Here is a 25,376-nt window from a genome sequence, read left to right as displayed (position 1 = left end):
AACGGGAACTCAGCCGAGGGCGTGAACGAGCGCGTCATACCGGCGAAGCGTTCGGCGCGTTCGTTCATGTCCGCCGCGGCTTCCTCCAGGAGCTTGACCATGCCGCCGGACGGGTCGGAGGAGTACCGCCCGTACCGCTCGAACAGCACCCGCCCAAAGCTCAACTCCATGCGCTTGGGATCGACGGCCCACACCTCCACCAGCCCGCCGAGCATGAGCGGCAGCAGCGCGCGGACGGCCGACCAGATGACCGAGCCCTTGCCGGCCCCCGTCGCGCCCGCGATGAGCACGTGCGTGCCGAGGAGCCGCAGCCGCCAGGGCGAGCCGTCCTCACACCGTCCGACCACCACGCCGGACAGGTCGACGTCGGAGGCGTCCGGGATGGGGAGGGCCGGTATCGGTTCGGCGAGGGCATCACGGCGGACGAACTCCAACCAGACCCGTCCCGGACGGTCCCCGTCCCGCACCCGGACCAGAGACGCGCCGAAGCCATGCGCCAGGTTGGCCGTGACCCCCTCCCACGCATCGGGAGCCTGGCCCTTGAGCATCCGGACCAGCACCCGGTCCGACGTGGGACCGCAGCGGACCCGGACCAGGGAGGGCAGGTACTCCCGCCCCTTGTGCATCTTGGTCAGACCCGCGGTGACCAGGACCGGTTGCCAGTGCCGTCGGTAGACGAAGGTGAGGCGCCACCAGGACTGGACGGGACGGGCGATCCAGCGGACGAAGGACGGACGGTCCACTCCCGCCCACACACCCAGGACGACGGCGACGAGGGCCAGGACCAGGACGGGGACGGTCCACCCGAACCGGTAGCCGAGCCAGCCGAGCCCGGTAGCGATGGAGACGGGGACGATGTTGCGAACCAGGAACACCAGGACGCGGACCAGGAAGCGGACGGCGTTGACGATGAGGACCAGGCCCTCGGGCATGTGCCACACCGGAGGCGCCCACTTGGGCGCCGCGAACGGGTCACGCTGGGTTTCGACGGCGACGTTCTCGCCGGGGGCGAGCTTGCGGAACTCCCATGCCATGATGGGTCACACCTCTTCTTTGAGCAGTTCAGGGAGAGGAGAAGGGGCGGCCGGAGATGCGACCTCCAGCCGCCCCACTCACTTGTCAGGCCGCCGACTCGGCCGACGCGCCAGGCGCCGAAGCGCCGTTGAGGACGTGGAGCCGTTCCACCTCGGCCGCGTACCGCGCGAACAACTCGGCGAGCTGGTGAGCGACCCGGACGTCTTGAGCGGTCGGCGCGGTCGGGTTGGTCGGAGTGATCGTCACGTCCGCCCGCGCGTGGGAAATCCCGAGCTGCGCACGGCCACGGTCACGCAAGCACAGCAGCGAGATCTGCTCGTCCGGCCGCAGGGTCACGTGCACCGCCGTCGTCCCGTCCGGGTCGACCGTGAGCGTGGTGTAGCTGTAGGCCCCCATCAGGCAGCCGCTCCCTTCCCCGACGAGCGGCGCGCCGAGGACCGGCCCGACGAGGGGCGACGGCCGCAGCGGTACAGCCGCTCCACTTCCACCGCGTATGCCGCAGCCTGCTCGGCCAGCCGCCGCGCGAACTCCACATCCGAGGCGCCCAGCCGCTCCGGAAGCGTCAGGGTGACCAGCACCCGCCCCGCCGACACCGAGAACAACGGCGTACGCGCCCGAAACGACTTGAACTCGGTCGAGGCCCCGCCGTCAATGGGCAGCGACAGCGCCGACATGCGCCCGCCCGCCATCACGCCGCATCCTTCGCAGCGTTGTCCTTGCCCGAGCGGTTCGCGCCGCCCTTGAAGTTGGCCGGACGCACCGCAGCCGCCTTGAGCGAGTAGGCCAGCCGCCCGGTACCGGAGTTGACGTACGGCGTCACCGCCAGCCCATCGAACTCCACCGGCACGAACGGGAACCCCGCCGGAGCCTCCGGCATCACCGGCTGAACCGGAGCCATCAGCTTGACCTTGAACGTCCCCTTGGACTCCGGATCGGCGTCCAGGACCTCCACCGCCCACACCAGTTCCCCGGTGTCCTTGTCCCGCGCCTGCACGAAGTTCTCCCGGGTCGACCGGTCGAAGTCCCGCACCGGCTCAACACCGCCCTTGATGAACGCGCCGTAGGGGAACACGTCCCCGAACGCGACCTTGAACGGACCCTGCACTGCCATTGCGATCACATCCCTGTCTCGTCTACCCGACAACTCGTATTGTCGAGTTGCTTAGAAGGTAAGCGACGGCGGGCAACTCGACAAGTCGAGTAAGCGAGATTTTGGAGTGACCTACGTCACATCACAGTGCGTACGTGTCTTCCAGGTCGTGAAGCTCGCCAGGGAGCGCCAGGTCAACCACCATGACCGCCCGCCCCTCTGAGTCATGCACCGAAGCCAGAACGCCCAGAACCGGCGATGTCTTGCTGATCTCCAGCAACTTCGCCTCAGCCGAAGTCGGACGCCGCGCGCTCAGCCGTTCCACCACTTGCGCCAGCCGCGCACCGGTACCCGCCTGGACCAGCCGACGCAGGGGAGCAGTCAACGCCTCCGCATGGTCGAGACCGGCCGCACGGCCGACATCTTGGGGGACCCACACCGAGACCAGCTCACAGGGAGTGTCGCCCTCACGATCGATGTACTGACGCCGCAGTACCGTCGCACCGTCCACCACCCCGAGGAGCCGCGCCACGTGCGGCGGAGCGTCCGCCGGCCCCACAGCCACCACATCGACAGACGACTCGGCCTCAGACTGGTCGAGAACCGTTCGCGCCCTTCGCGACTGCTCACTGCCAGCTGGCAGAGGCGCGGCCTTCACAAACGAGCCCCGCCCGTGTTCGCGTTCGATCTCGCCCCGCAACTGCATCGCCTGCAAGGCCCGGACGACGGTGGGACGCGAGACCCCGAACTCCTTGACGAGCCGCGATTCCGAAGGCAGCGCGGACCCAGGCGGGTAGGTCCCGTTCGCGATGCGCCGCCGCAACGCCTGGACGATCTGGGCGTACTTCGGAGGCGCGTACTCCATGTCATCCGACATGACGACCTGCCATCAGCTCGACAACTCAAGTAGTCGAAGCGTAACCACAACCGCCCCCGCCTGTCACACCTTTGCCCAGCTCACCAGGTTGGAAGCGGGATCGGCGACGGCCTAGCTACCGTCCCCACGGGGCACACGTCGCCGATCCCGCGGCTCTACCAACCGGCCGGACGCCGAGAACGCGCCGACTCGATAGCGGTCACCAGCTCTTTGGGCGTCGACGCCTCCACCAGCCGCCACGACCCCCACCACATCAGCGCCCACCACCGCAGGGTGTGGGCACCGAACCACGCCATCACCCCAGGGCACCGCCGTTCGATCTCCCGGCACAGCGCCGGGGCGTCGACCTCACGCCCGTGCAGCACCGCCCTCACGAGCCCGCACTGCGCCACACATCAGACCGCAGGTAATCAACGATCCGTTGAGCCGCGCCCTCTACGTCGGTGGCCGGGTGGTTGTTGTCGACCCGCCACCAGGTGAAGTGGAACCCGTGCAGGACGACGTAGCCGGATATCGGCCGCTCCCCATCCCGGAACACACGGACGGTGAGCCCCGGAATCGCGTCCCTCAATTGGACGTCGATCCCGAGCTTGGCCAGCGCGACATATAGCTCACCCAGGAGCACGAGTTCCACGTCACGTGACCGCATCACGCCGCCTCAACGCCGGTACCTGCGCAGCGCGGGCACTCCTCCGGAACCCGAACCGGCGCAGCGACCGCCGCCGCATCAGCAGGGACGATTACCAGCCGCCGCCGGGGAAGGACGAACTTGCGTTTCCGGCCGCCGCAGGAAACGCAGGGTTCGACAGACGAGGGGTTCGCCGTGGTGTTCTGCAAGGTGGGGACTCCTTGACCGCTCTCGGAACGTCGCGCCACGACGTTAAGAGCGAATCAAGCCCACAACCCGAACTCTCAGTTCGGGTCGACTCCCCGTCCGGGTTCTACGCAGCCACCAGGCCGATGCGCTTGGCCAGAGCCCGCACCTGTGGCGCCATACTCGGCCGCGCCCGTTTCAGCAGCCCACGCACCAGATCACGCGCGAGCACGTTGTACCGCAGATCCTCCGGACCACTGGCCTCAGCGCTCATCAGATGCAGCAACACGGCCGCATCGTCGCGCCGCTGTTCATGCAGCCGCGCCAGCTCCAGATAGAAGGTGGTCTGCCGCTCCAGCGACGGCGACGAGGTGACGTCGATCCGATCGGCGATACTCAGCCCCTCCGCCGATTCGCCTGCCTCCATCTCGACACTCATCGCATGAAGATGGACGTTCGTCGGCCCGAACACCGTCCACATCACGTTGCCCTCACCGGTCGACTTGGCCGCCGGCAACGCGTGTTCCCGCAGCCGATCCCGAGCCGCCCACGCGTCCCCCTGACGCACCGAGGCGACCGACGCCACAAGCCACAACGCGCCCGACATCGCCACCCAGTCGCCGCCCCCATCGAGATGCGGCTTGAGTTCCTCGATCGCATGGACAGCCGTTTCCTCGGCAGCCTCCGACTCATTCTGCGCGATCAGAATGTGCCCGAGATTCCAGTGAGCCCCCGCGATCCTCAGCGGATCATCCGTCTCATACGCCGCCGCGATCGCACGGTCGGCAGCCAGCAACGACAGATCAGTCCGCCCGACCCGCTTGGCGAACGTCCGCAGCAGGAAGTACATGTCCGACGACAACCGGGCCGCTTCCCGCCGCTGTTCAACCTCACCGAACGCCCGAAACGACCGCGCCGCCGCCTGGACGTCCGACAGCAACGCGGGAAATGTCTCGGCGCCCTCCGTGTACCGCCGAGGCGACGTCTGCCAGATCTTCCAGGCCGCATCAACCCTCTGTCGCAGCTCAGCAAGGTCGACATCCCCGCCCCCACGCGGAGGACCAAACGACATCATCCGCCGATGCAGCTCCGACGCCACCGGGTGGATCGTGCCGTTCTGCTCAAACGTTGGTTCCCCAAGCAGCACCGACACCTGAACGTCCAGAATCCGGGCGAACTTGTGCAGGAGCCCGATAGTGGGAGTCTTCGCACCCCGCTCAATCTGCGAGACGTAGTCCTCACTCACACCGGCCAGCCCAGCCACCACGGCCTGTGTCTTGTTGCGGCCCTGCCGGTAGAACCGCAGACGCTCACCGATACCGATCTCATCCGAAGCAGACACGTTCACTCCCGGAGGGCGGGGGAGACTAGGCACAGACCAGCGTAGGCAGCCACACCCCACGACCGCAGCCCGCGAAGGGACACGACAGCGTGCACAAGCTCATCCTTTGGGACATCGACCACACGCTCATAGAGACCGGAGGCGTAGGAGGCGAGGTCTTCAAGGGCGCGTTCGAGCAGGTCACCGGCCACCACATCGACCGCCTAGCCGACGTCACCGGCCGCACTGAGCAGGTCATCTTCAGCGAAACCCTCGACCTATACGACATCCAGGACCCAGGCGACTACTTCCCCAAGTTCGTCGAGGCACAGGCCGCCGGCTACCGAGCCCGAGCCGACGAGATGCGCCAACGAGGCCGAGCCCTCCCAGGAGCCCGCGAAGCCCTACAAGCCTTCGCCGAACTGCCGCACATCACCCAAACCGTCCTAACCGGCAACCCCAAGCCCTCAGCAATCGCCAAGCTAGAAACCTTCGACCTAGCCCACTACCTAGACCTAGAGATAGGCGCCTACGGCACTGACGACTCCGAACGCCCCAATCTAGTCCAGATAGCCCAAGGCCGAGCCACCACCCGCACAGGCCACACCTACACCCGAGAAACCACCTTTGTAGTCGGCGACACCGTAAGCGACGTGGAAGCCGCTCGCGAGGGGGGTGCGCAAGTGATCGCAGTAGCCACCGGTCACACCAAGTCTGGGCAGCTTCGTGATGCTGGCGCGGTTACCGTACTGGCTAGCCTAACTTCTCCAGTGCTTATAGATGCTATCGCCAGTATAGGTGGTCACAACTAGTGCTTATGAACCTATAGGCTGTCCCCACTCGGAGTAATTCCCAAATACTTCGCCCATTCGAGAACGAACTGGCTGAGTTCCTGAGATGGGCGCGCGTGATATCCCTCTTCGAGTATTTCGACCAGCCATCGGTGCTTATCTGCAGCCGAAACCTCAGGAACCCAGCGCTCCAACTCCCCTACTGGAACAACGAAAATGCCGAGTTCCTTCAACTGGTCGAGCATGGTTTTTGCTGCCATGAATACTTCTCCACCGGGCAAGCTCTGCAATCCACTCTTCTTGAGATTGCTCCAGCCGGACTCACCTTTGAGTGCCTCTCGAATTTCTTTAGCGAGGTCCAATGGCAAATGATCATTTGCGTTAGCCTTGGAGATCTTCTTTACCACGCCTGCAAGGTCTGAGTACTTAGGTGCAGTTTTTCCTGAACTAAGGGCTGAGGTGAGAACCTGATGGCTGATCTTGAAGTTATCCCAGTCGCCACCGGCTGACGAGATGATCTCACGCAGAAGACGTGCATCGTTCAGCAGGTCGATATCTGCGAGTGCAACAACTGGAACACCAAATCGTCTCAACTGCTCTATGGCCTTTTTGATTCGAGCTTTACCGCCCACATGCGTGAACAACAAGTCGCTATCGCGACGTTCTTCCATGACCTGATCGAGCACGGCGGAATAGAAACGGCAATCAGAGTCGCCCTCGCAGACGACCACGCCCCTGTGGAAGAGTCCGTCGAGAAGATTGGAATATCTGAGGAGAGGGTCTCCCCACAATTCTTTTACTTCTGCCGGAGACATGGTTACTCTAGAGCGGGAGCCATTAGTGTCGACGTTCAAACGAATGATTTGCACAGGCCGTTTGGTGGATTCAAGTATGCCCTGTAGGAAATCTTGGCTGTGAGTTGCAATTATTAGCTGACTGTTGATGTCGGTTTCGTCGACTAGTATTCGCCCGAGAAGCCTTGCTTGAGGCGGGTGAAGGAAGGCCTCCGGTTCGTCGATCAGTACAAGCTTCTCTCCCCTTACGATGGTGTATAGCAGAAGGCCGATAAAGGCATTTACCCCATCACCCTGCGCGGAAAGAGTGGGAAGATTCTCGTACTCTTCGAGGAGTTCAATCGGTGGAGGTGGGGGTGTATTCACCCGCGATACGCTTCCAAGTCGAAGCACGTACTGTTGACTATAGGGGTTGATGGATATCTTGGTCCCGAATGCTTTTTCGGTAAGCTCGTTGAGTCTCTGCATCAATATGGGGTTATCTGCGAGAAATTGGAGAGGATGCTCAGCGGCTTCGATCAAGCGGTCATAGTTGGTTGCACCGCCATTTAGCTGCAAGCGATTGACTGGAGGGAGCGTGCTAAGCAGAATACTGCGTAGTTGCCCCAAAGGGCGCCCGCTATTCCATGTTGCAGCTATGGCATCTTTCGTTAGCCTATGCTCTCGCATCCCATAGAAGACAGTACTATTCTGTCGATCGACCGTCGGCCGCCAGCCGCGCGATTCGATCCACTGTATGAAGTCGTCGAGGGTTCCGGATCTCGACGTAATGACGTCCTCAACTGCGATCCTAGTTCCGCGCCTTACTGTCCCGTGCTCAAGAATGCTTTCAATTTCTCTGAGAGTTAACGATTTCCCGGAGTTGTTGGGTCCAACAAATACGGTCACGCCGCCGGTGGGGAGCTCCTGCTGCGTGCCATCTTTAAAACTCAGTGCAGTGATTGAAAAATCGAACATTGAACTAACCCTCGCTTGAACATGCCCTAGTTGGTGCTGCTCAACGGTACAACTCATGAGAGAGGTTGCGCGGAGAGTTGCCGAATTAGGCTGTTTTGGATCAAGGGGCGGCGGCGCTTGGGCCGCTGCGCGGCCCTGCGCCTGGCCGCCCGGAGCGTGCGGCGTGGGCGCCGGTCACCGGACGGCCGCGCCGGGCCGCGCGTCGCGACGCCTCCGCCCTGTGCGCCAGGTGCCGGCGGTCACCGGGTCGCGCCGCCGCCCGTGCTCTGATCCCACGTGGTCGAGGTCTTCTCTGCCTCCGGCGGGGGCACTCCGGCTCCGGGAAGCCCTGGCCGTGTCTCTGACGGTCGTTGAGGGTTGCGGGGATGCCTGAGCTTCCCGTCTGCCGTCGTCCCGATCGGAGATCTACCAGACCAGGGCCAGGGGGTGAAGGTCGTTCGTCCGGTGGGGCGCTCCACCTTCACCCCCTGGCCCTGGCCCGGCAGCGCGGAGCGCGGGACGACGGCAGACGGGAAGCTCAGGCGGGGAGTGGTGTGCGTGCCACGCAGGGGAGGGGCCCGCGTGCCATATCCGTGCCACTTGGGAGCCCGCGGGCGGGGAGGCGTGCCAGCTCAAGGCAGTGATCAACCTGTGTGATCTTGCCGCGCTTCCGTGCCATTAGCGTGCCATTAGGTCTGTGGACGGAGGCCGCGCGACAGGCGGGAAGCGCGGCCGAGAAGCAGGTCAGCGGGAGCCAGTCAGTGATCACGAGTTCTTACAAGCGAGTGGCCGCAGGTTCGAAACCTGCCGCGCCCACCCACGTCAAGGCCATGATCCGCAGCCGCGGACCATGGCCTTTGATCTTGTGAGCGACTGCGGGCATACCGGCTCGTCGGTGGATCTGGCGACGGCTTCAGGCGTCGCTCGCCGCAACGAGCCCACGACGGTCATGCCCGGCGGTTCAGGTCGTTCGACACCCGTCTGATCTTGCCGTGCCCGTGCCATTCGCGTGCCATTAGGTGGCGGTCGAGCGTATTCAGGTGGCTGCTCTCGTCCTCGCTCAGGGGAACTTGCGTGAGTTGGAGGAGGCGGTCGCGCAGGGGCTTATGGACTGGGGGGAACGCCTTGACGTCGAGCTTGCGCCTACTCCGGGGTCACATATTTGGATGACTGGTCATCGGCGATAGTCGCTCGGCCCGTCTCAGGTGGCCGGTGGGCTTGTTACGCGTTTGGGCCGTAGCGGGTGGCGATTTCCTGGGAGCTTGGCCAGCGGCTGTAGGTGGGGGACTGGGGCCAGCCTTCGGGGGAGTCCTGCCACTCCTCCTGGCGGCCGTACGGCAGGACGTCGATCAGCGCGAACGTGTGGGTGAGCTGCTCGGCGCCGCGGCCGGTGGTGTGCCAGGTGCGGTAGACGGTGTCGCCGTCGCGCAGGAACACGTTGAACGCGAAGCCGCCGTTCGGGGGTGCGTCGACGTCGGCACCGAACGGGCTGTTCGCGGTGGAGTACCAGGTCATCTTGTTCCCGACCTTGTGCTTGTAGGCGAGGGCCTCGTCGATCGGCCCCTGGGTGACGATGACGAACCTGGCGTCGTAAGCGTCCAGGAAGTCCGGCCGCGTGAACTGTGAGGTCAGCCCCGTGCAGCCGTCGCACTGCCATTGCTCGCCGGGGAACCACATGTGGTTGTAGACGATCAGCTGCGACTTGCCGTCGAAGATGTCCAGCAGCCGGACCGGCCCCTTCTCGCCCTCCAGGGTGTAGTCGGGCATCTCGACCATCGGCATCCGGCGACGCTGGGCGGCGATCGCGTCGAGTTCGCGGGTCGCGGCCTTCTCGCGGACGCGCAGGTCGTCGAGGTGGCGTTGCCAGGTCTCGGCGTCGACGACGTGCGGTAGCGCCTGGGCGGTCATTGGGCACCTCCAGCTTTCGTGGTTTTCGGTCTGTACAGGTGGACCATGCCCGCCGGCCAGACTCATCGGCCATCGAGGACTCCGGCCATTTCAGACGCCGCGACCCCTCGTCCCGGTGCCGGGACGAGGGGTCGTGTCCATGTGGGTGCCGTCAGCCCTTCTGGGTGGGCTGTCGCGGTGTGGTCATCGGCCCAGGCCGAGGAGTGCGTTCAGCTGGGCGAGGAGGGCCGGGAGCAGGCCCAGGTCGCCGGGGCCGTCGAGGATGCCGGCGATGGCGCACAGCAGGTTGCCGAGCAGCTTGCCGGGGCCGGAGACGGCCGTGATGTCCAGGACGACCCGGTCGAGGTGGACCGTCAGCCCCAGGAGGTCGAGGTCCAGCGGCCCGAGGGTCAGGTCCAGGATCGGGCAGCTGGCGGAGGGCAGGCCGACGGGGAGCGCCACGGCCTGGTCGGTCACGGTGCCGGTGGTCGCGCCGGACGCGTCGCGCATCGTGCCGTCGAGAGTGCCGTTGAGCAGCAGCCGGCGGTCCTGCGAGGTGAAGGCGGTCGGCGTCACCGTCCCGGTGAACGTCGATCCATCGTCCGCGGTACCGGTGACCGGGACGCTGTCGAGCGGCGCCGGTGCCGCGGCCTCGCGGGCCGATGCCGGCGCGGCGGTGAGGGCGAGCACGGTCAGCAGTGCGACCGCGATCGCGGACAGGCCAGTAAGAACCCTTCTCATGGACGCATTCCTCCTTTGAATTCTTGCGTCTTGTCTTGAGCGGGTTCGTGCGTACCCGGGCGGTTTGGCGGTACACGCGACGTTGTAATTGGTTGTTGATCGTTGATGTCGGGCCTGGTGAGGGAGTTTTCAGGTAAGGCCATAATGGCTGATGGGTGTCAATTTTGCGATTCAGGTAAACGGATTCGCCGGTCATGCGTCGACCATCAGTAATGATCATGTGGAGGATTGGTGTGCTCCGGTGTCGGCGTCCCGTCGTCGCCTCTGCCAGGCGGTTCGCCTGGCCTGGCCACACCCCGCCCCTGGTGGTCGCCCGGTGGGCGTCCGACGTGACACCCCGTGGTCGCACGTCCGGGAGGAGCTCCTCAGGCCGTCCGGAATCCCGTTTACATGGGGTTCACATATGGGCAACAGGTCCGAAATGCCTGGTTGACAGGTTGGGGCGTGCTGAAACCGCCTCGAAGGGACGACCCACGTTGAGCTACAAGGCCGAGTACATCTGGATCGACGGCACCGCGCCGACCGCGCGGCTGCGGTCGAAGACGAGGATCCTGGCCGACGGTGCCGAGCCGCCGGAGTGGGGCTTCGACGGGTCCAGCACGAACCAGGCGCCCGGTGACAAGTCCGACTGCGTCCTCAAGCCGGTGTTCACGTGTCCCGACCCGATCCGGGGCGGGGACCACAAGCTGGTGCTGTGCGAGGTCTTCCTCGTGGACGGGACGCCCCACGAGACCAACACGCGGGCCACGCTGCGCCCGATCGCCGAGCAGTACGCGGCGCAGGAGTCCTGGTACGGGATCGAGCAGGAGTACACGTTCTTCAAGGACGGGCGCCCGCTCGGCTTCCCCGAGCGCGGGTTCCCGGCGCCGCAGGGCTTCTACTACTGCGGTGTGGGCGCCGACGAGGTCTTCGGACGCGAGATCGTCGAGGCCCACATGGACGCCTGCCTGGCGGCCGGGCTGAAGCTGTCGGGCATCAACGCCGAGGTCATGCCGGGGCAGTGGGAGTTCCAGATCGGCCCGGCGGGGCCGCTCGAGGTCGGCGACCACATGTGGGTCGCGCGGTGGCTGCTCTACCGCGTCGCCGAGAACTACGGCGTGTCCGCCACCCTCGACCCGAAGCCGGTCGAGGGCGACTGGAACGGCGCCGGGGCGCACACGAACTTCTCGACCAGGGCCATGCGCGAGGGGTACGACGCGATCATCACGGCCTGCGAGGCGCTCGCGGACCGGGCGCAGGAGCACGTGGCCGGGTACGGCGCCGACATCGAGCGGCGGCTGACCGGCATGCACGAGACGGCGCCGTGGAGCGAGTTCAGCTACGGCGTGTCGAACCGCGGCGCGTCGGTGCGGATCCCGTGGCAGGTCGAGGTCGACAAGCGCGGCTACATCGAGGACCGGCGGCCGAACGCCAACGTCGACCCGTACGTGGTGGCGCGCCTGATCACGGGCACCTGCTGCGCGGCGCTGGAGAAGGCCGGCCAGGTCTGACACCGAGCCGACACGGCCCCCGGGGAGCCCGTCTCCCCGGGGGCCGTCGTGTTCCCGGGACGGTCCGCCGGGTCCGGCAACGCGGCCAAACGTCGGCAAAATGGTGGGCTTGTGGGAGTTCCCCCCTCTGGGGCCGGGTAGCAACTCATCGTTCGCACCGGGGGAGGGAACGATGCCCGATTCGTCTTTCGGGCGGTACTCCGGCGGCCTGCCCGGCAGGCACGCCGGCCGCTCTGCACGGCCCTGGGAACGGTCGTTCCGCTGTCCCTCCGGCGCGCGGCGGCGCCAGGTGGAGGCGCCGGCGCAGCGGTACGAGGACTTCGTCGCGCTGCACGAGGAGATCGCCGCCCGGTCGGACCCGCCGCTGCGCGCGCTGTGGTGGACGGGCGGGGCCGCCGCGTTCGGCGGGGCGATGCTGGCGTTCGCCGCGGTGCTCGGGCTGCGCACGCTGTTCGGTGTGGAGGCCCCGGTGTTCGCGGGCGAGCACACGGCGGCGGAGCCCGCCGCGGCGAGTTACGCGCTGTGCGTTTTCGCGGGGACGATCCAGGGCACCGCGCTGATGCATCTGCTGCTGGCGACGTCGGCGCGCCCGGTCAGGGCGTTCGCGTGGATCGGCGGCATCGCGGTCGCGCTGCTGACGATCGTGCCCCTGACGCTTAAGGGGCCGCTGGACGCGGCGTTCGCGACGTCCGGCATGAACCTCGCCGGCGGGGCGGCCGTGGTGGTGCTGCTGTCCGCCGTGGTGGCGGGATCGCGCCCGTTCTCCGGGGACGGCCCGGACGCGCGCGGCGGATGGTGATCCCGCGCTGACGCGGGAGCCGCGGGCCTGCGCGATGCGCGCCGCCGATAGGGGCGGCCCGTATTCTGGCGCCGTCGATCCGAATTAACGAAGGGTTCACAGGCGGACGATATCGCCCGTGCGCTGACCAGTGTATTAATAATCTGAGCGGGCCGCATCTCGGACGCGGCCGCCTTTGGTCAATGCGCGCCCGGCGTGTGCGTCGAATGCGGATGGATAATGCGAAAATGATCCTCTCCCCGCGAGGCCTGCGAGCCGCCACGTTCAATCTCCTCCAGCTGGCGATGTACGGGCATGTCGCCGATCTCCGGCCGATGCCGGCGGAGCCGGTCGGCGACGGGCCGCACCGGTCGGTGTACCGCTACCGGCCGCCGGAGGGGGTGGTGCCGGCGGGGCCGCCGGTGCTGTTCGTCCCGCCGCCGGGGGCGCCCGCGCGCTGCTACGACCTGCGCCGCGGATGCAGCCTCGCCGAGCACGTCGTCCGGGCCGGCCGGCTCAGCTACCTGCTCGACCACGGGCCGCTCCGGTGCCCGGACCGCGAGCCCGACCTCGAAGAATGGGTCTCGGACGTGCTGCCCGCGGCGATCCGGGCGGTCCACCGGGACGCGGGCGGCCAGCCCGTCCAGCTCGTCGGCTGGTGCCTCGGCGGGCTCCTCTCACTGCTCACCGCCGCCGCCGGGCCGCGGCTGCCGATCGCGTCCGCCGCGGTGATCGCCGCCCCCGTCGACACCGCCGCGGCGCGGCCCGCGGCCGCGCTGCGGCCGCTGCTCGGCCTGACCCGCGGGGCCGAGGCGGACGTGCTCGGACTGATGTCCGGCGGCCTTCCGCGGCCGCTGGCGAAACGGGCCTCCCAGGTCGCCGGAATAGACAAGTACATGCTTCGTCCTTGCAAAATACTGACCCACCTCGACAATGCCGATTTCCTGGCTCAGGCCGAGGCGGTCGATCATTTCACCGACGAGCTGAGCACCTACCCCGGACGCACCGCAAGACGGATTTACCGGACCCTTTCCCGGGACAACGCGCTGCTGCGCGGCGGCGTCCAGATCGACGGCCGAAAAGTGGATCTCGGCGATGTCCGCGTGCCGGTGCTGGCCATCGCCGGGCGCGGCGACGCCCTCGCGCCGGTCCGGGCCGTCCTGCCCCTCATCCGCCTCCTCGGCGGAGCGCCGCAGGTGCGCTTCGAGATCGCGACCGGCGGGCATCTGGGCGTGCTGACCGGGCACTCCGCCAGGACGACGACGTGGCGGCATCTGGACCGCTGGCTGGACGAGGGCACCGTCAGGCACGGCATCCGGCCGCAGCGCTTCACCGTCCCCGTCTGACCGGCGCGACGCGACCGGCCGGTCTGCGGCGCGTCAAGGGACGTTCCAAAGTTCTTTGCGGGGCCGCCATCGGTGCGCACTCGGGTGTGTCGTCCGGGTGACCCGATGGTCGCCGACCGTAGTGTGACGCTCCGTTGATGCGAGCCGCGCCGGGCCGTCGCCGGTCCGCGCGGCCGGTCCGGGTGGCCGGCCTGGGCCGGGCGGAACATCGGGGGGCACTGCATGGCGGCGGACACGGGCGAGTACGGGCGGGTGCCGGAGAACCGGCCGCAGCCGGAGATCATCGGGGTCACCCCGTTCGGCCGTCCCGCGTCCCATCTCGCCGTGGCGGTCGCCCGCGCGGGCGGGACCGGGGTGCTCGACCTCGGCGCCGACCGCGCGTCCGGGCTCACCGCCCTCACGGACCTGCGCCGCTGGTGGACGGGCCCGTTCGGGGTCCGCGTCCCGGCCGGCTGCCGCGTCCGGCCCGCCGAGCTCCCGGCCGCCGCCGACACCGTCCTGGTGGACGCCCCGGCGCTGCGGTCCGACGACTCGCTGGACGTCGCCGGGTTCGCGCGGGGCCGCCGCCTCCTGGTCGAGGTCGTCGATCCGGACGAGGCCGCCGCCGTCATCCCCGTCGCCCGCGGGTTCACCGGGGACGTGGGGCTCATCGCGCGGGGCGCCGAAGCGGGCGGACGCGCCGGTGGCCTCGGCACGTTCGTCCTCCTCCAGCGGCTCATGGCCGACCCGTCGGTGGACGTCCCGGTGTACGCGGCGGGCGGCATCGGGCCGCACACGGCCGCGGCGGCGGTCGCGGGCGGCGCGGCCGGGGTCGTCCTCGACGTGCAGCTCGCGCTCGTCCGGGAGGCGGACCCGTCCGCCGAGGTCGAGGCCGCGCTGTCGGAGCCGGACGGCACCACGACCCCGTGGGGACGGGTGGGGCAGGACGGGCCGTCCGCCGCGGCGCTCGCCGCCCGGTACAAGACGGCCGGGGGAGTGGTCCAGGCGATCCGCGAGCAGATCGCCGCGCACCTGCGGGCCGCCGTGCGGGCGGAGCCGCTCGCCCCGCGCGAGGACGCCGCCGGGTGCGCGTACCCGGTCGTCCAGGCGCCGATGACCCACGTCAGCGACAGCTCCGCGTTCGCGGGCGCCGTCGCGCAGGAGGGCGGCCTGCCGTTCCTGGCCCTCGCCCTGATGGACGGCGACCAGGTCGCGGCACTGCTGCGCGAGACCGCCGACCGGCTCGGCGGACGGCCCTGGGGGGCCGGAATCGCCGCCGCCGCGCCCGCCGGGTTCACGCCCCCGGACGTCCGCGAGGCGCAGCTCGCCGCGGTCCGCGCGGCCGGCCCCCCGTACGCGCTCGTCGCGGGCGGGTGCGCGGCGGAGGCCGCTGCGCTGGAGGAGGCCGGGATCAGCGCCTACCTCCACGTCCCGTCGCCCGGCCTGCTGGAACGGTTCCTGGACGAGGGCGTGCGGAAGTTCGTCTTCGAGGGCCGCGAGGGCGGCGGGCACGCCGGGCCGCGCCCCGCCTTCGCGCTGTGGGAGGCGCAGGTCGAACGGCTGATGGCGTTCGGCGGCGACGCCGGTGAGCTGTCGGTGATGTTCGCGGGCGGCGTCCATGACGAGCGGTCCGCGGCCATGGTCGCGGCGCTGGCCGGGCCGCTGGCGGAACGGGGCGCCGACGTCCGCGTCCTGATGGGCACCGGGTACCTGTTCACGACGGAGGCGGTCGCGACGGGCGCGATCCAGCCGGGCTACCAGGACGTCGCGCTCGCTTGCGACGGGACGGCGCTGCTGGAGTCGTCCGCCGGCCGGGTGACCCGCTGCGCCCGCACCCCGTACGTGGACACGTTCGCCGAGACCCGCCGGGAGCTGGAGCAGGTCGGGACGTCCGGCGACGAGGTGGGGCGCAGGCTCGAGAAGCTGAACCTCGCCCGCCTGTGCGTCGCCGCCAAGGGGACGCGCCGGTCCAACCCGGTCGACGCCGCCGAGCAGCGGGCCGCCGGCCTGTACGTGCTCGGTGAGGCCGCCGCGCTGCGCTCGGCCGCGACCGGCATCGCCGGGCTCCACGAGCAGGTCACCTCCGGTGCGACCGCGTTCCTCGCGGCCCGCGCGGCCGAACTGGGCATCGGCGGGCCGCGTCCCGCGCCGGGCGGCCGTCGGCCGCGCCCGGCCGACGTCGCGATCATCGGCATCGGCTGCGTGTTCCCCGGCGCCCGCGACGCCGACGGGTACTGGGCGAACATCGTCGCGGGCGCGGACTGCCTCACCGGGGTCACGCGCTGGGACGCCGAGATCCACTACGACCCGTCCGGTGAGGGGCGTACGCCGTCCAAATGGGGCGGTTTCATCCCCGACATCCCGTTCGACCCCGAGGTGTACGGCATCCCGCCCGGTGCGCTCGGCGGCATCGCCCCGATCCAGCTCCTCGCGCTGGAGGTCGCGTCCCGCGCGCTCCGGGACGCCGGATACGCCGACCGGCCGTTCGACCGCTCCCGGACCTCGGTCTTCTTCGGCGCCGACGGCGGTGGTGACCTCGCCGCCGCCCACGGCATGCGGGCGATGCTCCCGTCCTACCTGGGCGAACTCCCCGCCGAGCTGGACGAACGGCTGCCGCGCCCGGCCGCGGAGTCCCTCGCGGGCGTCCTCACCAACGTGATCGCCGGACGGATCGCCCACGTCCTCGACCTCGCGGGGACCGGCTACACCGTGGACGCCGCCGGCGCCGCCTCCCTCGCCGCACTCGACGCCGCCTGCAAGGACCTCGCGCTGGGCGCCAGCGACATGGTGCTGTGCGGAGCCGCCGACCTGGGCACCGGCGTCCAGGACTACCTGCTGCTCGGCCCGGAGCTGTCGCCGTCCGGGCGCTCAGCCGCGTTCGACGCATCCGCCGACGGCATCGTGCCGGGTGAGGGCGTTGCCTGCGTCGTCCTCAAGCGACTCGCGGACGCCGAACGGGACGGCGACCGCGTCTACGCCGTCGTCAAGTCGGTCGCCGCGTCCAGCGACGGACGCTCCCAGGGCCTGACCACGCCCCGCGCCGACGGGCAGTGCCTCGCACTCGACCGCGCCTACGAACGCGCGGGCGTCGCACCCGCGTCGATCGGGCTGATCGAGACGCACGGCACCGGTGCCGAAGTGGACGACACGACGGAACTGTCCGCCCTCTCCTCGGCGTTCACGGGCGCTGCGCCGGGCAGCGTCACGCTCGGCTCGGTCAAGGCGCAGATCGGCCACACCCGCCGCGCCGCGGGGCTCGCCGGCCTCATCAAGACCGCGTACGCCGTGTACCGGGGCGTGCTTCCCGGGACGCCGCACCTCGTCCGTCCCGTCCCCGAGTGGGAGCCGGACGGCCCGTTCGTGTTCGGCGGCGCCGCCCGGCCGTGGGCGACCCGTCCCCGCGACCGGTACGCGGGGCTGAGCGCCTTCGGCCACGGCGGCGCGAACTTCCACGCCGTGCTGTCCGGATACGACGGCGCGCCCGAGCCCGTGTCCGGGCTGCCGGAGTGGCCGGCCGAGCTGTTCCTGATCCGCGCGGCCGACCGTCCCGCCGCCCGCGCCGAGCTCGACCGCCTCACCGAACTCTCCGCCGGCGAACCCCGGCTCCGCGACCTCGCGCGCACGGCCGCCTCCCTCCAGGGACCCGTCCAGGCGGCCTTCGCGGCGACCGGGCTGGACGACCTCCGGCGCAAGCTCACCCTCGCCGCGGAGTTCCAGCCGGCACCCGGCGTCTTCATCCCCTCCGGCGAGGCGGGCCAGGTGGCGTTCCTCTTCCCCGGCCAGGGCAGCGAGCGGCCGAACATGCTCGCCGACCTCTTCGTCGCCTTCCCGCGCCTCCAGCGCCTCCTCCGCCTAGCCGGCGGACGGTACGCCCCGGCGATGTTCCCACCCACCGCGTTCACGCCGGACGAGACCGCCCACCGGCTCGCGGACATCGACCGCGTCGCCCGGCCCGCCCTCGGCATCGCGGGTCTCGCCGCCCACCGCCTGCTGACCGCGCTGGGCATCCACCCCGACCTGGCCGCGGGCCACGGCCACGGCGAACTCGTCGCACTCTGCGCCGCAGGCGTCCTCGACGACACCGACCTGATCGAACTCTCCGCCGCCGCGGCCGATTTGCAGGCCCGCGACCTACGCTCGCCCGCCTTCCCCGTCTGGGCCGGCGCGACGGCCGCCCCGCACGACACCGACCCCGCCGACCTCGCCGCCGCCTTGGCCGGACGGCACGGCGCGCCGGTGCGCTTCGCCGAGCAGATCGAGGCCATGTACGACGCGGGCGCCCGCACCTTCATCGAGGCGGGCCCCGGACGCGTCCTGACCGGCCTCGTCGGCGAGATACTCGGCGACCGCCCGCATACCGCCGTGAGCTGCGACGCCCCCGGCGAGCACGGCCTGACCCACCTCCTGCACAGCCTCGCCGAACTGGCCGCCGCCGGTGTCTCCGTCGACCCGCTGCCCCTCTTCACCGGCCGCGGCGCGCACCCGCTCACATCCGTACCCGATGCCGCGCCCGCCTGGTTCGTGAACGGCCACCTCGTCCGCGCCGCAGACGGCACCTACCCGCCCAACGCGCTACGCCCGGCCGAACGCATCTCCAGCCCTCTCAACCGCGCCTCCGAGGCCGCCGTCCTGGAGTACCTGCGCACCGGCCGCGAACTGATCGCCGCCCAACGCGAAGTCATCCTCCGCCACCTGGGCGCGATGCCGCCCGCCCCCGTCCCAGCTCCCCGCCCCGCCGAACAGGCCCTCGCCGCTACCCCGGACGACCCGGAAACGGCCCTGAGGCCAACGTCTGCCGAGGTGCCCGCCCAGCACAGCCCAGAAGCACCGAACGGCCGGCGCCCACCAAGTGGCGACCCCACCAAGCAACCCCAGCACGGCGCTGTTTCGAAGGGCGGAGTGCCCACACAGGACGCAACCTCCACGCCGAACGGGACATCCGCAAGCTCCGACGCCGACCCCACACGGGGCACGATGCCCCCCGAGGATGACGCGCCAGAAAATGCGCCATCCACACAAGCCGCATCCGCAAGGCTTGCGCAGCCCACCCCGGACACGCGACAGAGCACGGCCACACAGAACTCGGCCGAAGCTCCCTCGCAAAGCGGACAGCCGATGTCGAACGAGGCATCCGCCCAACCGGACTCGGATGAGCGGAATCAGACGTCCAAGCAGGGGTCGCTTTCTACCGAAGGGGCGTCCGTGCAACCCGGGGGACGGATGTCGAGCGAGGCAACCACCCACCGGAGCCCGGACGAGCGGATGGGGGCGTTCGCGAGCGACCGGCGTTCCGCGGAGGAGGCGTCGACCGCCGGAAGTGCGTCCGCGCAGAGCGGACGGTCGGTCTCGGAGGAGGCGTTCGCCCAGCCGGGCTCGGATGAGCGGGGGCGGGTGTCCGCGCGTCATCAGCCTGTGGCGCCGGAGCCGTCGGTCGACGAAGGGGTGTCCGTGCGGAACGGGGAGCGGGGGGCTTCGGGAGGGGCCGGTGAGGCTGCTCGGGGGCGTAAGGCCGGGCGGGCGAGGGGCGGGGATCAGCAGGTTTGGCCGCGGGTCGACGCGGGCGGCTTGTTGTCGGTTGGGCGGCGGCAGGTGGTGCGGCATGTTCTGCGGGTCGTGGAGTTGGACGCGCTGCCGGTGCCGCCCGAGTCGGGGACGTTGTTCGCGGGGCGGCGGTTCATCGTCGTGGACGACGGGTGCGGCATCGCGCTGGAGCTGGCCGCCATGTTCGAACGGCAGGGTGCGGAGGTGCGGACGCCGCGGGACGTCGACGGGCCCTGTGACGGCCTGATCCACCTGGGGGCGCTGCGGCCGGCGGCGACGAGCGTGCTGCCCGAGGCGTACGAGGGCGTCCGGCGGGCGCTGGCCGGCGGGCTGCGGTGGCTCGTCGTCGCGAGCGGGGCCGGCGGGAGGTTCGGGCAGCCCTTCGAAGGCGGCATCGGGGACCCGCGGCCCGGGGCGGGGCTTCGCGGATTGGCGCGGACGGTCGCGCAGGAGTATCCCGAGGTGCTCGTGCGGGCGCTGGACGTCGACACCAAGGACACCCCCAGGGCGATCGCAAGCCGGATGATGGCCGAGTTGCTCGACGCGGCGGCGCCGGTCGTGGTCGGGCACGAGGGCGGTCTGCGGCGCGGGCTGAGCCTGGTGCCGGCGGAACTGAGCGGCGACCCGGTCGTCCCCTTGGAAACGGACGCGGTCGTGCTGCTCACCGGGGGAGCCCGGGGCATCACCGCGCGCGTGGCGCTGGAGCTGGCGCGGACGAGCAAGTGCCGCATCGAGGTCATGGGACGCACCCCGGAGCCCGTCGGCGAGCCCGCATACCCGGATATCCCGGACGAAGCGGGGCTCCGGCGCGCCCTGGTGGCGGCCGGGCGGACGCAGGAGATCGAGGCGACGATACGGCGCACCCTGGTGGATCGGGAGATACGCCGGAATCTGGAGTCGTTGCGGGAGCATGCGGCGTCCGTCCGGTATCACTCCGGTGACGTGCGTGATGCGCAGATCGTCCGGGAGGTCCTCGGTGACGTGCACAGGCGGCATGGGCGGCTCGACGGGATCGTCCACGGTGCCGGGCTCGTCGAGAACCGCCTGATCCAGGACAAGACGCCGGTGTCATTCGAGCGCGTGTACCGGACGAAGGTGGACGGGGCGTGCGCGCTCGCGCAGGCGGCCAAGCCGAACCTCGGGTTCTTCGTCGTCCTCGGCGGCCTCGCCGGGGTGCACGGCGTCCGCGGGGAGAGCGACCACGCGGCGGCGAGCGACGCGTGCGCGGCGCTCGCGCACATGTGGCGGACGCGGCTGCGCGGGCGGGTCCTCGTCGCCGACTGGGCGCGGTGGGGGACGGGCGGCGAGGCCGGGCCGATCGAGCCGGGCGCGGGCGCGGCGGCGCTGCTGCGGGAGATCGCGCACGGGGACGAGACACAGGTCGTGTTCACCGGGGCCGTCACGTGAGCCGCGCTCCGGAGCCGATCGCGATCGTCGGCGCCGGGGCGGTGTTCCCCGGGGCCGGGTCGGCGGCCGAGCTGTGGCGCAACGTCCTGGCCGGGTTCGACGCGATCACCGAGGTGCCGGCCGGGCGGTGGGACCCCGCGCTCTACTACGACCCCGGCGCCTACGGGCGGCCGCCAGAGAGCGACCGGTTCTACTGCCGTCGCGGCGGGTTCGTCGACGACCTGGCCACGTTCGACCCGGCGCGGTTCGGGATCACCCCGGCGGCGGTGCGGACGATGGAGCCCGACCAGCTCCTCGCGCTGCGGACCGCCGGCGACGCGATCGCGGACGCCGGCGGCGCCGAACGGCTGCCCGACCGGGCCGCGGTCGGCGTGGTCATCGGACGCGGCGGCCACCTCACCCCCGGCATGGCGCGGTTCGACCAGCGGGTCGGGACGTCCCACCAGATCGCCGGGATCCTCGCGGAGCTGGTGCCGGAGCTCGGAAGCTCCCGGCTGGAGGAGATCCGCCGCGCGTTCTGCGACCGGCTGGGACCGGACGCCCCCGACGCCTCGACCGGGCTGGTCCCGGGCTTCGCCGCGTCCCGGATCGCGCACGGGTTCGACTTGCGCGGCCCCGTGTACACGCTGGACGCGGCGTGCGCGTCGGCGCTGCTGGCGGTCGAGCACGCCGTCCGGGCACTGCGCGGCGGGCAGGCCGACGCCATGCTGGCCGGGGCCGTCCACCACTCCCACCACGCGACCGTCTGGAGCGCGCTCAGCCGGCTCCGGGCGCTGAGCCCGAGCGAGACGATCCGGCCGTTCGACCGGGCGGCGGACGGCACCCTGCTCGCCGAGGGCACCGGAATCGTCCTGCTCAAACGGCTGTCGGACGCCGAGCGGGCCGGGGACCGGATCCACGCGGTCATCCTCGGCGCCGGGTCGTCCAGCGACGGCCGCGCGGCGAGCCTGCTGAACCCGCCGGTGGAGGGGCAGGTCCTGGCGGTCGAGCGCGCCTGGCGGGACGCGGGCCTCGACCCGGCGGAGCCCGGCGCGCTCGGCCTGGTCGAGGCGCACGGCACCGGCACCCCGGCGGGGGACGCGGCGGAACTGGCGACGCTGCGCCGGGCGTTCGGCGCGGACGGCCCGCCGATCGGCCTCGGCACGGTCAAGTCGATGATCGGGCACGCGATGCCCGCCGCCGGCATCGCGGGGCTGATCAAGGCGGCCTACGCGCTGCGCGACGGTGTGCTGCCGCCCACGCTGCATGTGGACGACCCGCATCCCGCGCTGGAGAACGCCAGGCTGCGGCCCGTGCGGGAGGCCGCCGAGTGGGAGCGCGGGGACGGCCCGCGGCGCGCCGTGGTCAACGCGTTCGGGTTCGGCGGGGCGAACGCGCACGTCATCCTGGAGGAGCCGCCGTCCGGTGGCGTCCGGCGGAGGCGGCGGCCCCGGCGGCTCCGCGCGCCGGAGTCGGGCGAGGCCGTCCTGCGACTGGCCGCCCGCACGACCGACGAACTGGCCGCGGCCCTGGACGTCCCCGACGAGGAACTCCTGGCACGGGCTTCAGAGGACGTCGCCCCAGACCTGCCCTGCCGGATCGCCATGGTCGCCCCTACCTCGCACAGGCTTGAACTGGCGCGAGCCGTCGTCCAGCGCGGAACGGCCTGGCGAGGCCGCAGCGACGTCTGGTTCTCACCGCGTCCGCTCCTCGCAGAGGGCGGACGGCTGGCCTTCCTGTTCCCTGGCTTCGAGCCCGCCTTCGCCCCGCGCGTGGACGACGTCGCCGAGCATTTCGGCTGGCCGAAGCCGGAGCCGGCCGGGAGCACCGACCTGGCCGGCCACGCCGCGGACACGATCGGCACCGGACGCCTGCTGGCGTCGGCGCTCGCCGAACTCGGCGTCGAACCGGACGTCGCGGCAGGCCACGGCCTCGGTGAGTGGACGGCCATGATCGCCACCGGGCTCCTCGACGCGGACGCGGCGGACCCTTTGATCGGCGCCCTCGACGGTCTGACGGCGGGCATGCCCGAACTCGTGTACGCGGCGCTCGGCTGCGGAGCCGCGCAGGCGGCGGAGGCGGCCGGGGGACGCACCGGTGTCTTCGTGAGCCACGACAACTGCCCGCACCAGTCGGTGATCTGCGGCCCCGCCCGGGAGGTCCGCGACATCCTCGGGCGGCTCGCGTCCGAGGGGGTCCTCGGGCAGGAGCTGCCGTTCCGGTCGGGCCTCCACACGCCCTACGCCGAGGCGTACGAGAAGCAGGTGCGGCACGCGTTCGAGGGCCTGCCGGTGCACGAGCCGCGGGTGCCGCTGTGGTCGGGGACGACGGTCGCTCCCTATCCGCCGTCGCCGTCCGATGTGCGCGACCTCGTCGTCCGGCATCTGCGCGAGCCGGTCCGGTTCAGCAGGCTGATCGGGGAGCTGTACGGCACGGCCCACGTGCGGGCGTTCGTGCAGGTGGGCCCCGGGAGCCTCCCGGGATTCGTCGCCGACGGGCTGGGGGACCGGGAGCATCTGGCGATGGCCGTGAACGTCCCGCAGCGGGACGGGATGGCGCAACTCCGGCGGGTCCTCGCCGCGCTGTGGGCCGAGGGTTACGGCGCGTCGCCGCCGCCCCCGCCGGCCACGGGCATGACGCTGGACCTCGGAACGCCGATGGTCAGCCTGGCGGGTACCGTGGCGCCCATCAGGCTCACCTCCGCAGTTCCGCCGCTCCCGGCCGACGACCCCGTCATGGCCGAGCTGGAGGCGCTGCTGAACGACGCGGCGACGGGGGCGAAGGCCGTCGTGGAGGCGTTCGGCGGCGGGGCGGCGTCCGCGCCGTCCCGTGACCCGGCGCCGGTGGCGGGGGAGTCCGCTGCGTCCCGTATTTTCGCGCTTACGACCATGCCGTACCTGCGGGACCACTGCGTGGTCCCGCAGGCGCCTGACTGGCCCGACATGTCGGACAGGTTCCCGATCGTTCCGCTGGCGACGCTGCTGGAGGTCATGGCGGGCGCGGCGCGGAGCCTGCTGCCCGGCTCGGTCGTCGTGGGGTTCGAGGACGTCCGCGCCGTCCGCTGGGTCGTGGCCGCCCCGCCCACCACCGCCGACATCAACGCCCGCGTTGTCGACGGCGCCGCCAGGCCGGGCAAGGTGAAGGTCGTCATCGACGGTTACGTGGACGGGACGGTCCTGCTCGCCGACCATTACCCGCCGTCACCCCTACAGGACGGCACGCCGCTGAGCATCGAAGGCCCGCCCATAGTCACCGCGGAACGGCTGTACGAGGAACGCTGGATGTTCCAAGGCCCGCTCTTCCGCGGAATCACCGAGATCACGGCCCTCGCAGAGGACGGTGTACGCGCCGTCCTTGCGCCGCTCCCCGCGCCAGGCGCGCTCTTGGACAACGTCGGCCAGCTCTGCTGCCACTGGATCCAGGTGTACGGCGACACCAACCAAACCGTCTTCCCGGTCGGGATCGAACGGGTCTCCCTGTACGGGCCCTTGCCACCCGAAGGGGAACGTCTGGAAACGACCGTCTGGAACCAGTCCCTGACCGACACCACGATGCGTTGCGCAGCAGAGATGGTCCGTGCGGACGGAACGGTATGGGGACGCGTCGACGGGTGGACGACCCACCGCTTCTACACCGACGAAGCCCTCTGGCGGATGAAGTTCACCCCCGAGGTGTCCGGGACGGGGGAAGCGCAGCCGGGCGGCTGGTGCCTGGCCCGCAAACGCTGGGAAGGGACCGTGTCCCGCGATCTCCTCATGCGCCAGTACCTCTGCTCCAGCGAGCGCGCCGAGTACGAGGCCCTCCCGCCGTTCGAGCAAGGCCCATGGCTGCTCGGAAGGATCGCGGCCAAGGACGCCATCCGGGCCCACCTATGGCGCAACGGCCACGGCCCCCTGTTCCCCGCGGAACTCACAATCCATGACGGGCCACGGGTCACGGGACCGTTCGACGAGCCCCTCACCATCTCCATCGCAACAGACGCCGACTTGGGCGTGGCCCTGGTGCGGCCCGGCACCGAACCAGCAGGCATCGGTCTGGTCCAAGACGACCCCGCCCGAGGAGAAAAGGACGCACGTATACGCGCAGCGAAGCAAGCAGCACTGCAAGCGATGAACACCGATGCAGACCGTCCGGAGGTGGCCGTGACCTTCACCGATACCGAACGGCTCCTCGTCGCCACCGGCGACACGGTCATGGCGGTGCAGACGCGCGAAGTCGAAGGACACGTCGTGGCTTGGACGGCGGAGTCCGGCGGAACCGGCATGGAGGAGGCCCGAGCATGAATGACGACCTGGCAGAGGTCGTCCGGATACTGACCGACGTCCTAGGGGAGGACTTCCTCCCCGACGTGGAGATCGGGCCGGAGACCACGTTCACCGGAGCCCTCGCTCTGGAGAGCATAGAGTTCGCCGCCTTCGCCGCAAGGCTCCGCGCCCGCTACGGCGACCGAGCCGACCTCCCCGCCTTCGTCGCGGGCCTGGACCTCGACGAGCTCCTCGGCCTGACCGTCGGGGACGTCGCGGACCACCTCGCGGGAGCCGCCCGGTGAACGCCCGCCGTGTGAGGGTTC

The 25,376-nt window shown here is 70.3% G+C and carries 17 protein-coding genes; 7 read left to right on the top strand and 10 right to left on the bottom strand.

Annotated features, from left to right (window positions below):
* The 7 genes from IEZ03_RS02740 to IEZ03_RS02710 all read right to left on the bottom strand — a co-directional run.
* On the bottom strand, positions 1–1,034 hold a 1,034-nt coding region (locus IEZ03_RS02740; RefSeq protein ID WP_229807955.1), incomplete at its 3' end, for a cell division protein FtsK.
* 85 nt (positions 1,035–1,119) lie between these two features.
* Positions 1,120–1,431 (bottom strand): hypothetical protein, encoded by a 312-nt coding sequence (locus tag IEZ03_RS02735; RefSeq protein WP_184882434.1) that lies wholly within the window; start codon positions 1,429–1,431, stop codon positions 1,120–1,122.
* Positions 1,431–1,724, bottom strand: a complete 294-nt coding sequence (locus tag IEZ03_RS02730) for a hypothetical protein (RefSeq protein WP_184882435.1) — start codon at positions 1,722–1,724, stop codon at positions 1,431–1,433. The genes IEZ03_RS02735 and IEZ03_RS02730 overlap by 1 nt, the downstream gene beginning before the upstream one ends.
* On the bottom strand, positions 1,724–2,146 hold the full coding sequence (locus IEZ03_RS02725; RefSeq protein ID WP_184882437.1) for a plasmid replication, integration and excision activator: 423 nt from the start codon (positions 2,144–2,146) through the stop codon (positions 1,724–1,726). The genes IEZ03_RS02730 and IEZ03_RS02725 overlap by 1 nt, the downstream gene beginning before the upstream one ends.
* Positions 2,147–2,267: 121 nt before the next feature.
* The gene (locus IEZ03_RS02720) at positions 2,268–3,002 is read right to left on the bottom strand and encodes a GntR family transcriptional regulator (protein WP_184882439.1); all 735 of its coding nucleotides are present in this window, start codon (positions 3,000–3,002) and stop codon (positions 2,268–2,270) included.
* A gap of 370 nt (positions 3,003–3,372) precedes the next feature.
* Entirely contained in the window at positions 3,373–3,636 is a 264-nt protein-coding gene (locus IEZ03_RS02715) for a hypothetical protein (protein WP_184882443.1), read from the bottom strand.
* Positions 3,637–3,943: 307 nt separating this feature from the next.
* Positions 3,944–5,158, bottom strand: a complete 1,215-nt coding sequence (locus IEZ03_RS02710) for a helix-turn-helix domain-containing protein (protein WP_184882445.1) — start codon at positions 5,156–5,158, stop codon at positions 3,944–3,946.
* An 89-nt stretch (positions 5,159–5,247) separates the two neighbouring features.
* On the opposite strand from IEZ03_RS02710, the gene IEZ03_RS02705 reads away from it, so the two are divergent.
* Positions 5,248–5,949: an HAD family hydrolase gene (locus IEZ03_RS02705; RefSeq protein WP_184882447.1), complete on the top strand. Its 702-nt coding sequence runs from the start codon at positions 5,248–5,250 to the stop codon at positions 5,947–5,949.
* Between the two features lie 11 nt (positions 5,950–5,960).
* On the opposite strand, the gene IEZ03_RS02700 is transcribed toward IEZ03_RS02705, so the two are convergent.
* The 3 genes from IEZ03_RS02700 to IEZ03_RS02690 all read right to left on the bottom strand — a co-directional run bounded on the left by IEZ03_RS02700 (position 5,961) and on the right by IEZ03_RS02690 (position 10,286).
* Entirely contained in the window at positions 5,961–7,679 is a 1,719-nt protein-coding gene (locus IEZ03_RS02700; protein ID WP_184882449.1) for an ATP-dependent nuclease, read from the bottom strand.
* 1,200 nt (positions 7,680–8,879) lie between these two features.
* Positions 8,880–9,566, bottom strand: a complete 687-nt coding sequence (locus IEZ03_RS02695; RefSeq protein WP_184882451.1) for a DUF899 domain-containing protein — start codon at positions 9,564–9,566, stop codon at positions 8,880–8,882.
* 183 nt (positions 9,567–9,749) lie between these two features.
* Positions 9,750–10,286, bottom strand: a complete 537-nt coding sequence (locus IEZ03_RS02690; RefSeq protein WP_184882453.1) for a hypothetical protein — start codon at positions 10,284–10,286, stop codon at positions 9,750–9,752.
* Between the two features lie 476 nt (positions 10,287–10,762).
* On the opposite strand from IEZ03_RS02690, the gene glnII reads away from it, so the two are divergent.
* The 6 genes from glnII (at position 10,763) to IEZ03_RS02660 (ending at position 25,355) form a co-directional block, all read left to right on the top strand.
* Positions 10,763–11,776, top strand: a complete 1,014-nt coding sequence (gene glnII / locus IEZ03_RS02685) for a glutamine synthetase GlnII (RefSeq protein ID WP_184882460.1) — start codon at positions 10,763–10,765, stop codon at positions 11,774–11,776.
* Between the two features lie 172 nt (positions 11,777–11,948).
* Positions 11,949–12,575 carry a hypothetical protein gene (locus IEZ03_RS02680; RefSeq protein ID WP_184882462.1) on the top strand — a complete coding sequence of 209 codons (627 nt, stop codon included), beginning with the start codon at positions 11,949–11,951 and terminating at the stop codon, positions 12,573–12,575.
* A gap of 227 nt (positions 12,576–12,802) precedes the next feature.
* Positions 12,803–13,900, top strand: a complete 1,098-nt coding sequence (locus IEZ03_RS02675) for an alpha/beta fold hydrolase (RefSeq protein WP_184882464.1) — start codon at positions 12,803–12,805, stop codon at positions 13,898–13,900.
* 222 nt (positions 13,901–14,122) lie between these two features.
* The gene (locus IEZ03_RS02670) at positions 14,123–20,827 is read left to right on the top strand and encodes an SDR family NAD(P)-dependent oxidoreductase (RefSeq protein ID WP_184882466.1); all 6,705 of its coding nucleotides are present in this window, start codon (positions 14,123–14,125) and stop codon (positions 20,825–20,827) included.
* Entirely contained in the window at positions 20,824–25,089 is a 4,266-nt protein-coding gene (locus IEZ03_RS02665; RefSeq protein ID WP_184882468.1) for a beta-ketoacyl synthase N-terminal-like domain-containing protein, read from the top strand. Before IEZ03_RS02670 ends, IEZ03_RS02665 begins: the two co-directional genes overlap by 4 nt.
* Positions 25,086–25,355 carry a phosphopantetheine-binding protein gene (locus IEZ03_RS02660; RefSeq protein ID WP_184882470.1) on the top strand — a complete coding sequence of 90 codons (270 nt, stop codon included), beginning with the start codon at positions 25,086–25,088 and terminating at the stop codon, positions 25,353–25,355. The genes IEZ03_RS02665 and IEZ03_RS02660 overlap by 4 nt, the downstream gene beginning before the upstream one ends.
* Positions 25,356–25,376: the final 21 nt, after the last annotated feature.

Origin of the sequence: Actinomadura livida (assembly GCF_014648675.1) — a bacterium.
Classification (GTDB): Bacteria; Actinomycetota; Actinomycetes; order Streptosporangiales; family Streptosporangiaceae; genus Spirillospora; species Spirillospora livida.
This window is presented reverse-complemented; position numbering and strand designations above follow the sequence as displayed.

Excerpts from the sequence above, each read along its gene's own strand:
- IEZ03_RS02675 (WP_184882464.1), top strand. The coding sequence starts at position 12,803 with ATGATCCTCTCCCCGCGAGGCCTGCGAGCCGCCACGTTCAATCTCCTC.
- IEZ03_RS02680 (WP_184882462.1), top strand. The coding sequence starts at position 11,949 with ATGCCCGATTCGTCTTTCGGGCGGTACTCCGGCGGCCTGCCCGGCAGG.
- IEZ03_RS02700 (WP_184882449.1), bottom strand. The coding sequence starts at position 7,679 with ATGTTCGATTTTTCAATCACTGCACTGAGTTTTAAAGATGGCACGCAG.
- IEZ03_RS02690 (WP_184882453.1), bottom strand. The coding sequence starts at position 10,286 with ATGAGAAGGGTTCTTACTGGCCTGTCCGCGATCGCGGTCGCACTGCTG.
- IEZ03_RS02725 (WP_184882437.1), bottom strand. The coding sequence starts at position 2,146 with ATGGCAGTGCAGGGTCCGTTCAAGGTCGCGTTCGGGGACGTGTTCCCC.
- IEZ03_RS02660 (WP_184882470.1), top strand. The coding sequence starts at position 25,086 with ATGAATGACGACCTGGCAGAGGTCGTCCGGATACTGACCGACGTCCTA.
- IEZ03_RS02720 (WP_184882439.1), bottom strand. The coding sequence starts at position 3,002 with ATGTCGGATGACATGGAGTACGCGCCTCCGAAGTACGCCCAGATCGTC.
- IEZ03_RS02695 (WP_184882451.1), bottom strand. The coding sequence starts at position 9,566 with ATGACCGCCCAGGCGCTACCGCACGTCGTCGACGCCGAGACCTGGCAA.
- IEZ03_RS02735 (WP_184882434.1), bottom strand. The coding sequence starts at position 1,431 with ATGGGGGCCTACAGCTACACCACGCTCACGGTCGACCCGGACGGGACG.
- IEZ03_RS02730 (WP_184882435.1), bottom strand. The coding sequence starts at position 1,724 with ATGGCGGGCGGGCGCATGTCGGCGCTGTCGCTGCCCATTGACGGCGGG.
- IEZ03_RS02670 (WP_184882466.1), top strand. The coding sequence starts at position 14,123 with ATGGCGGCGGACACGGGCGAGTACGGGCGGGTGCCGGAGAACCGGCCG.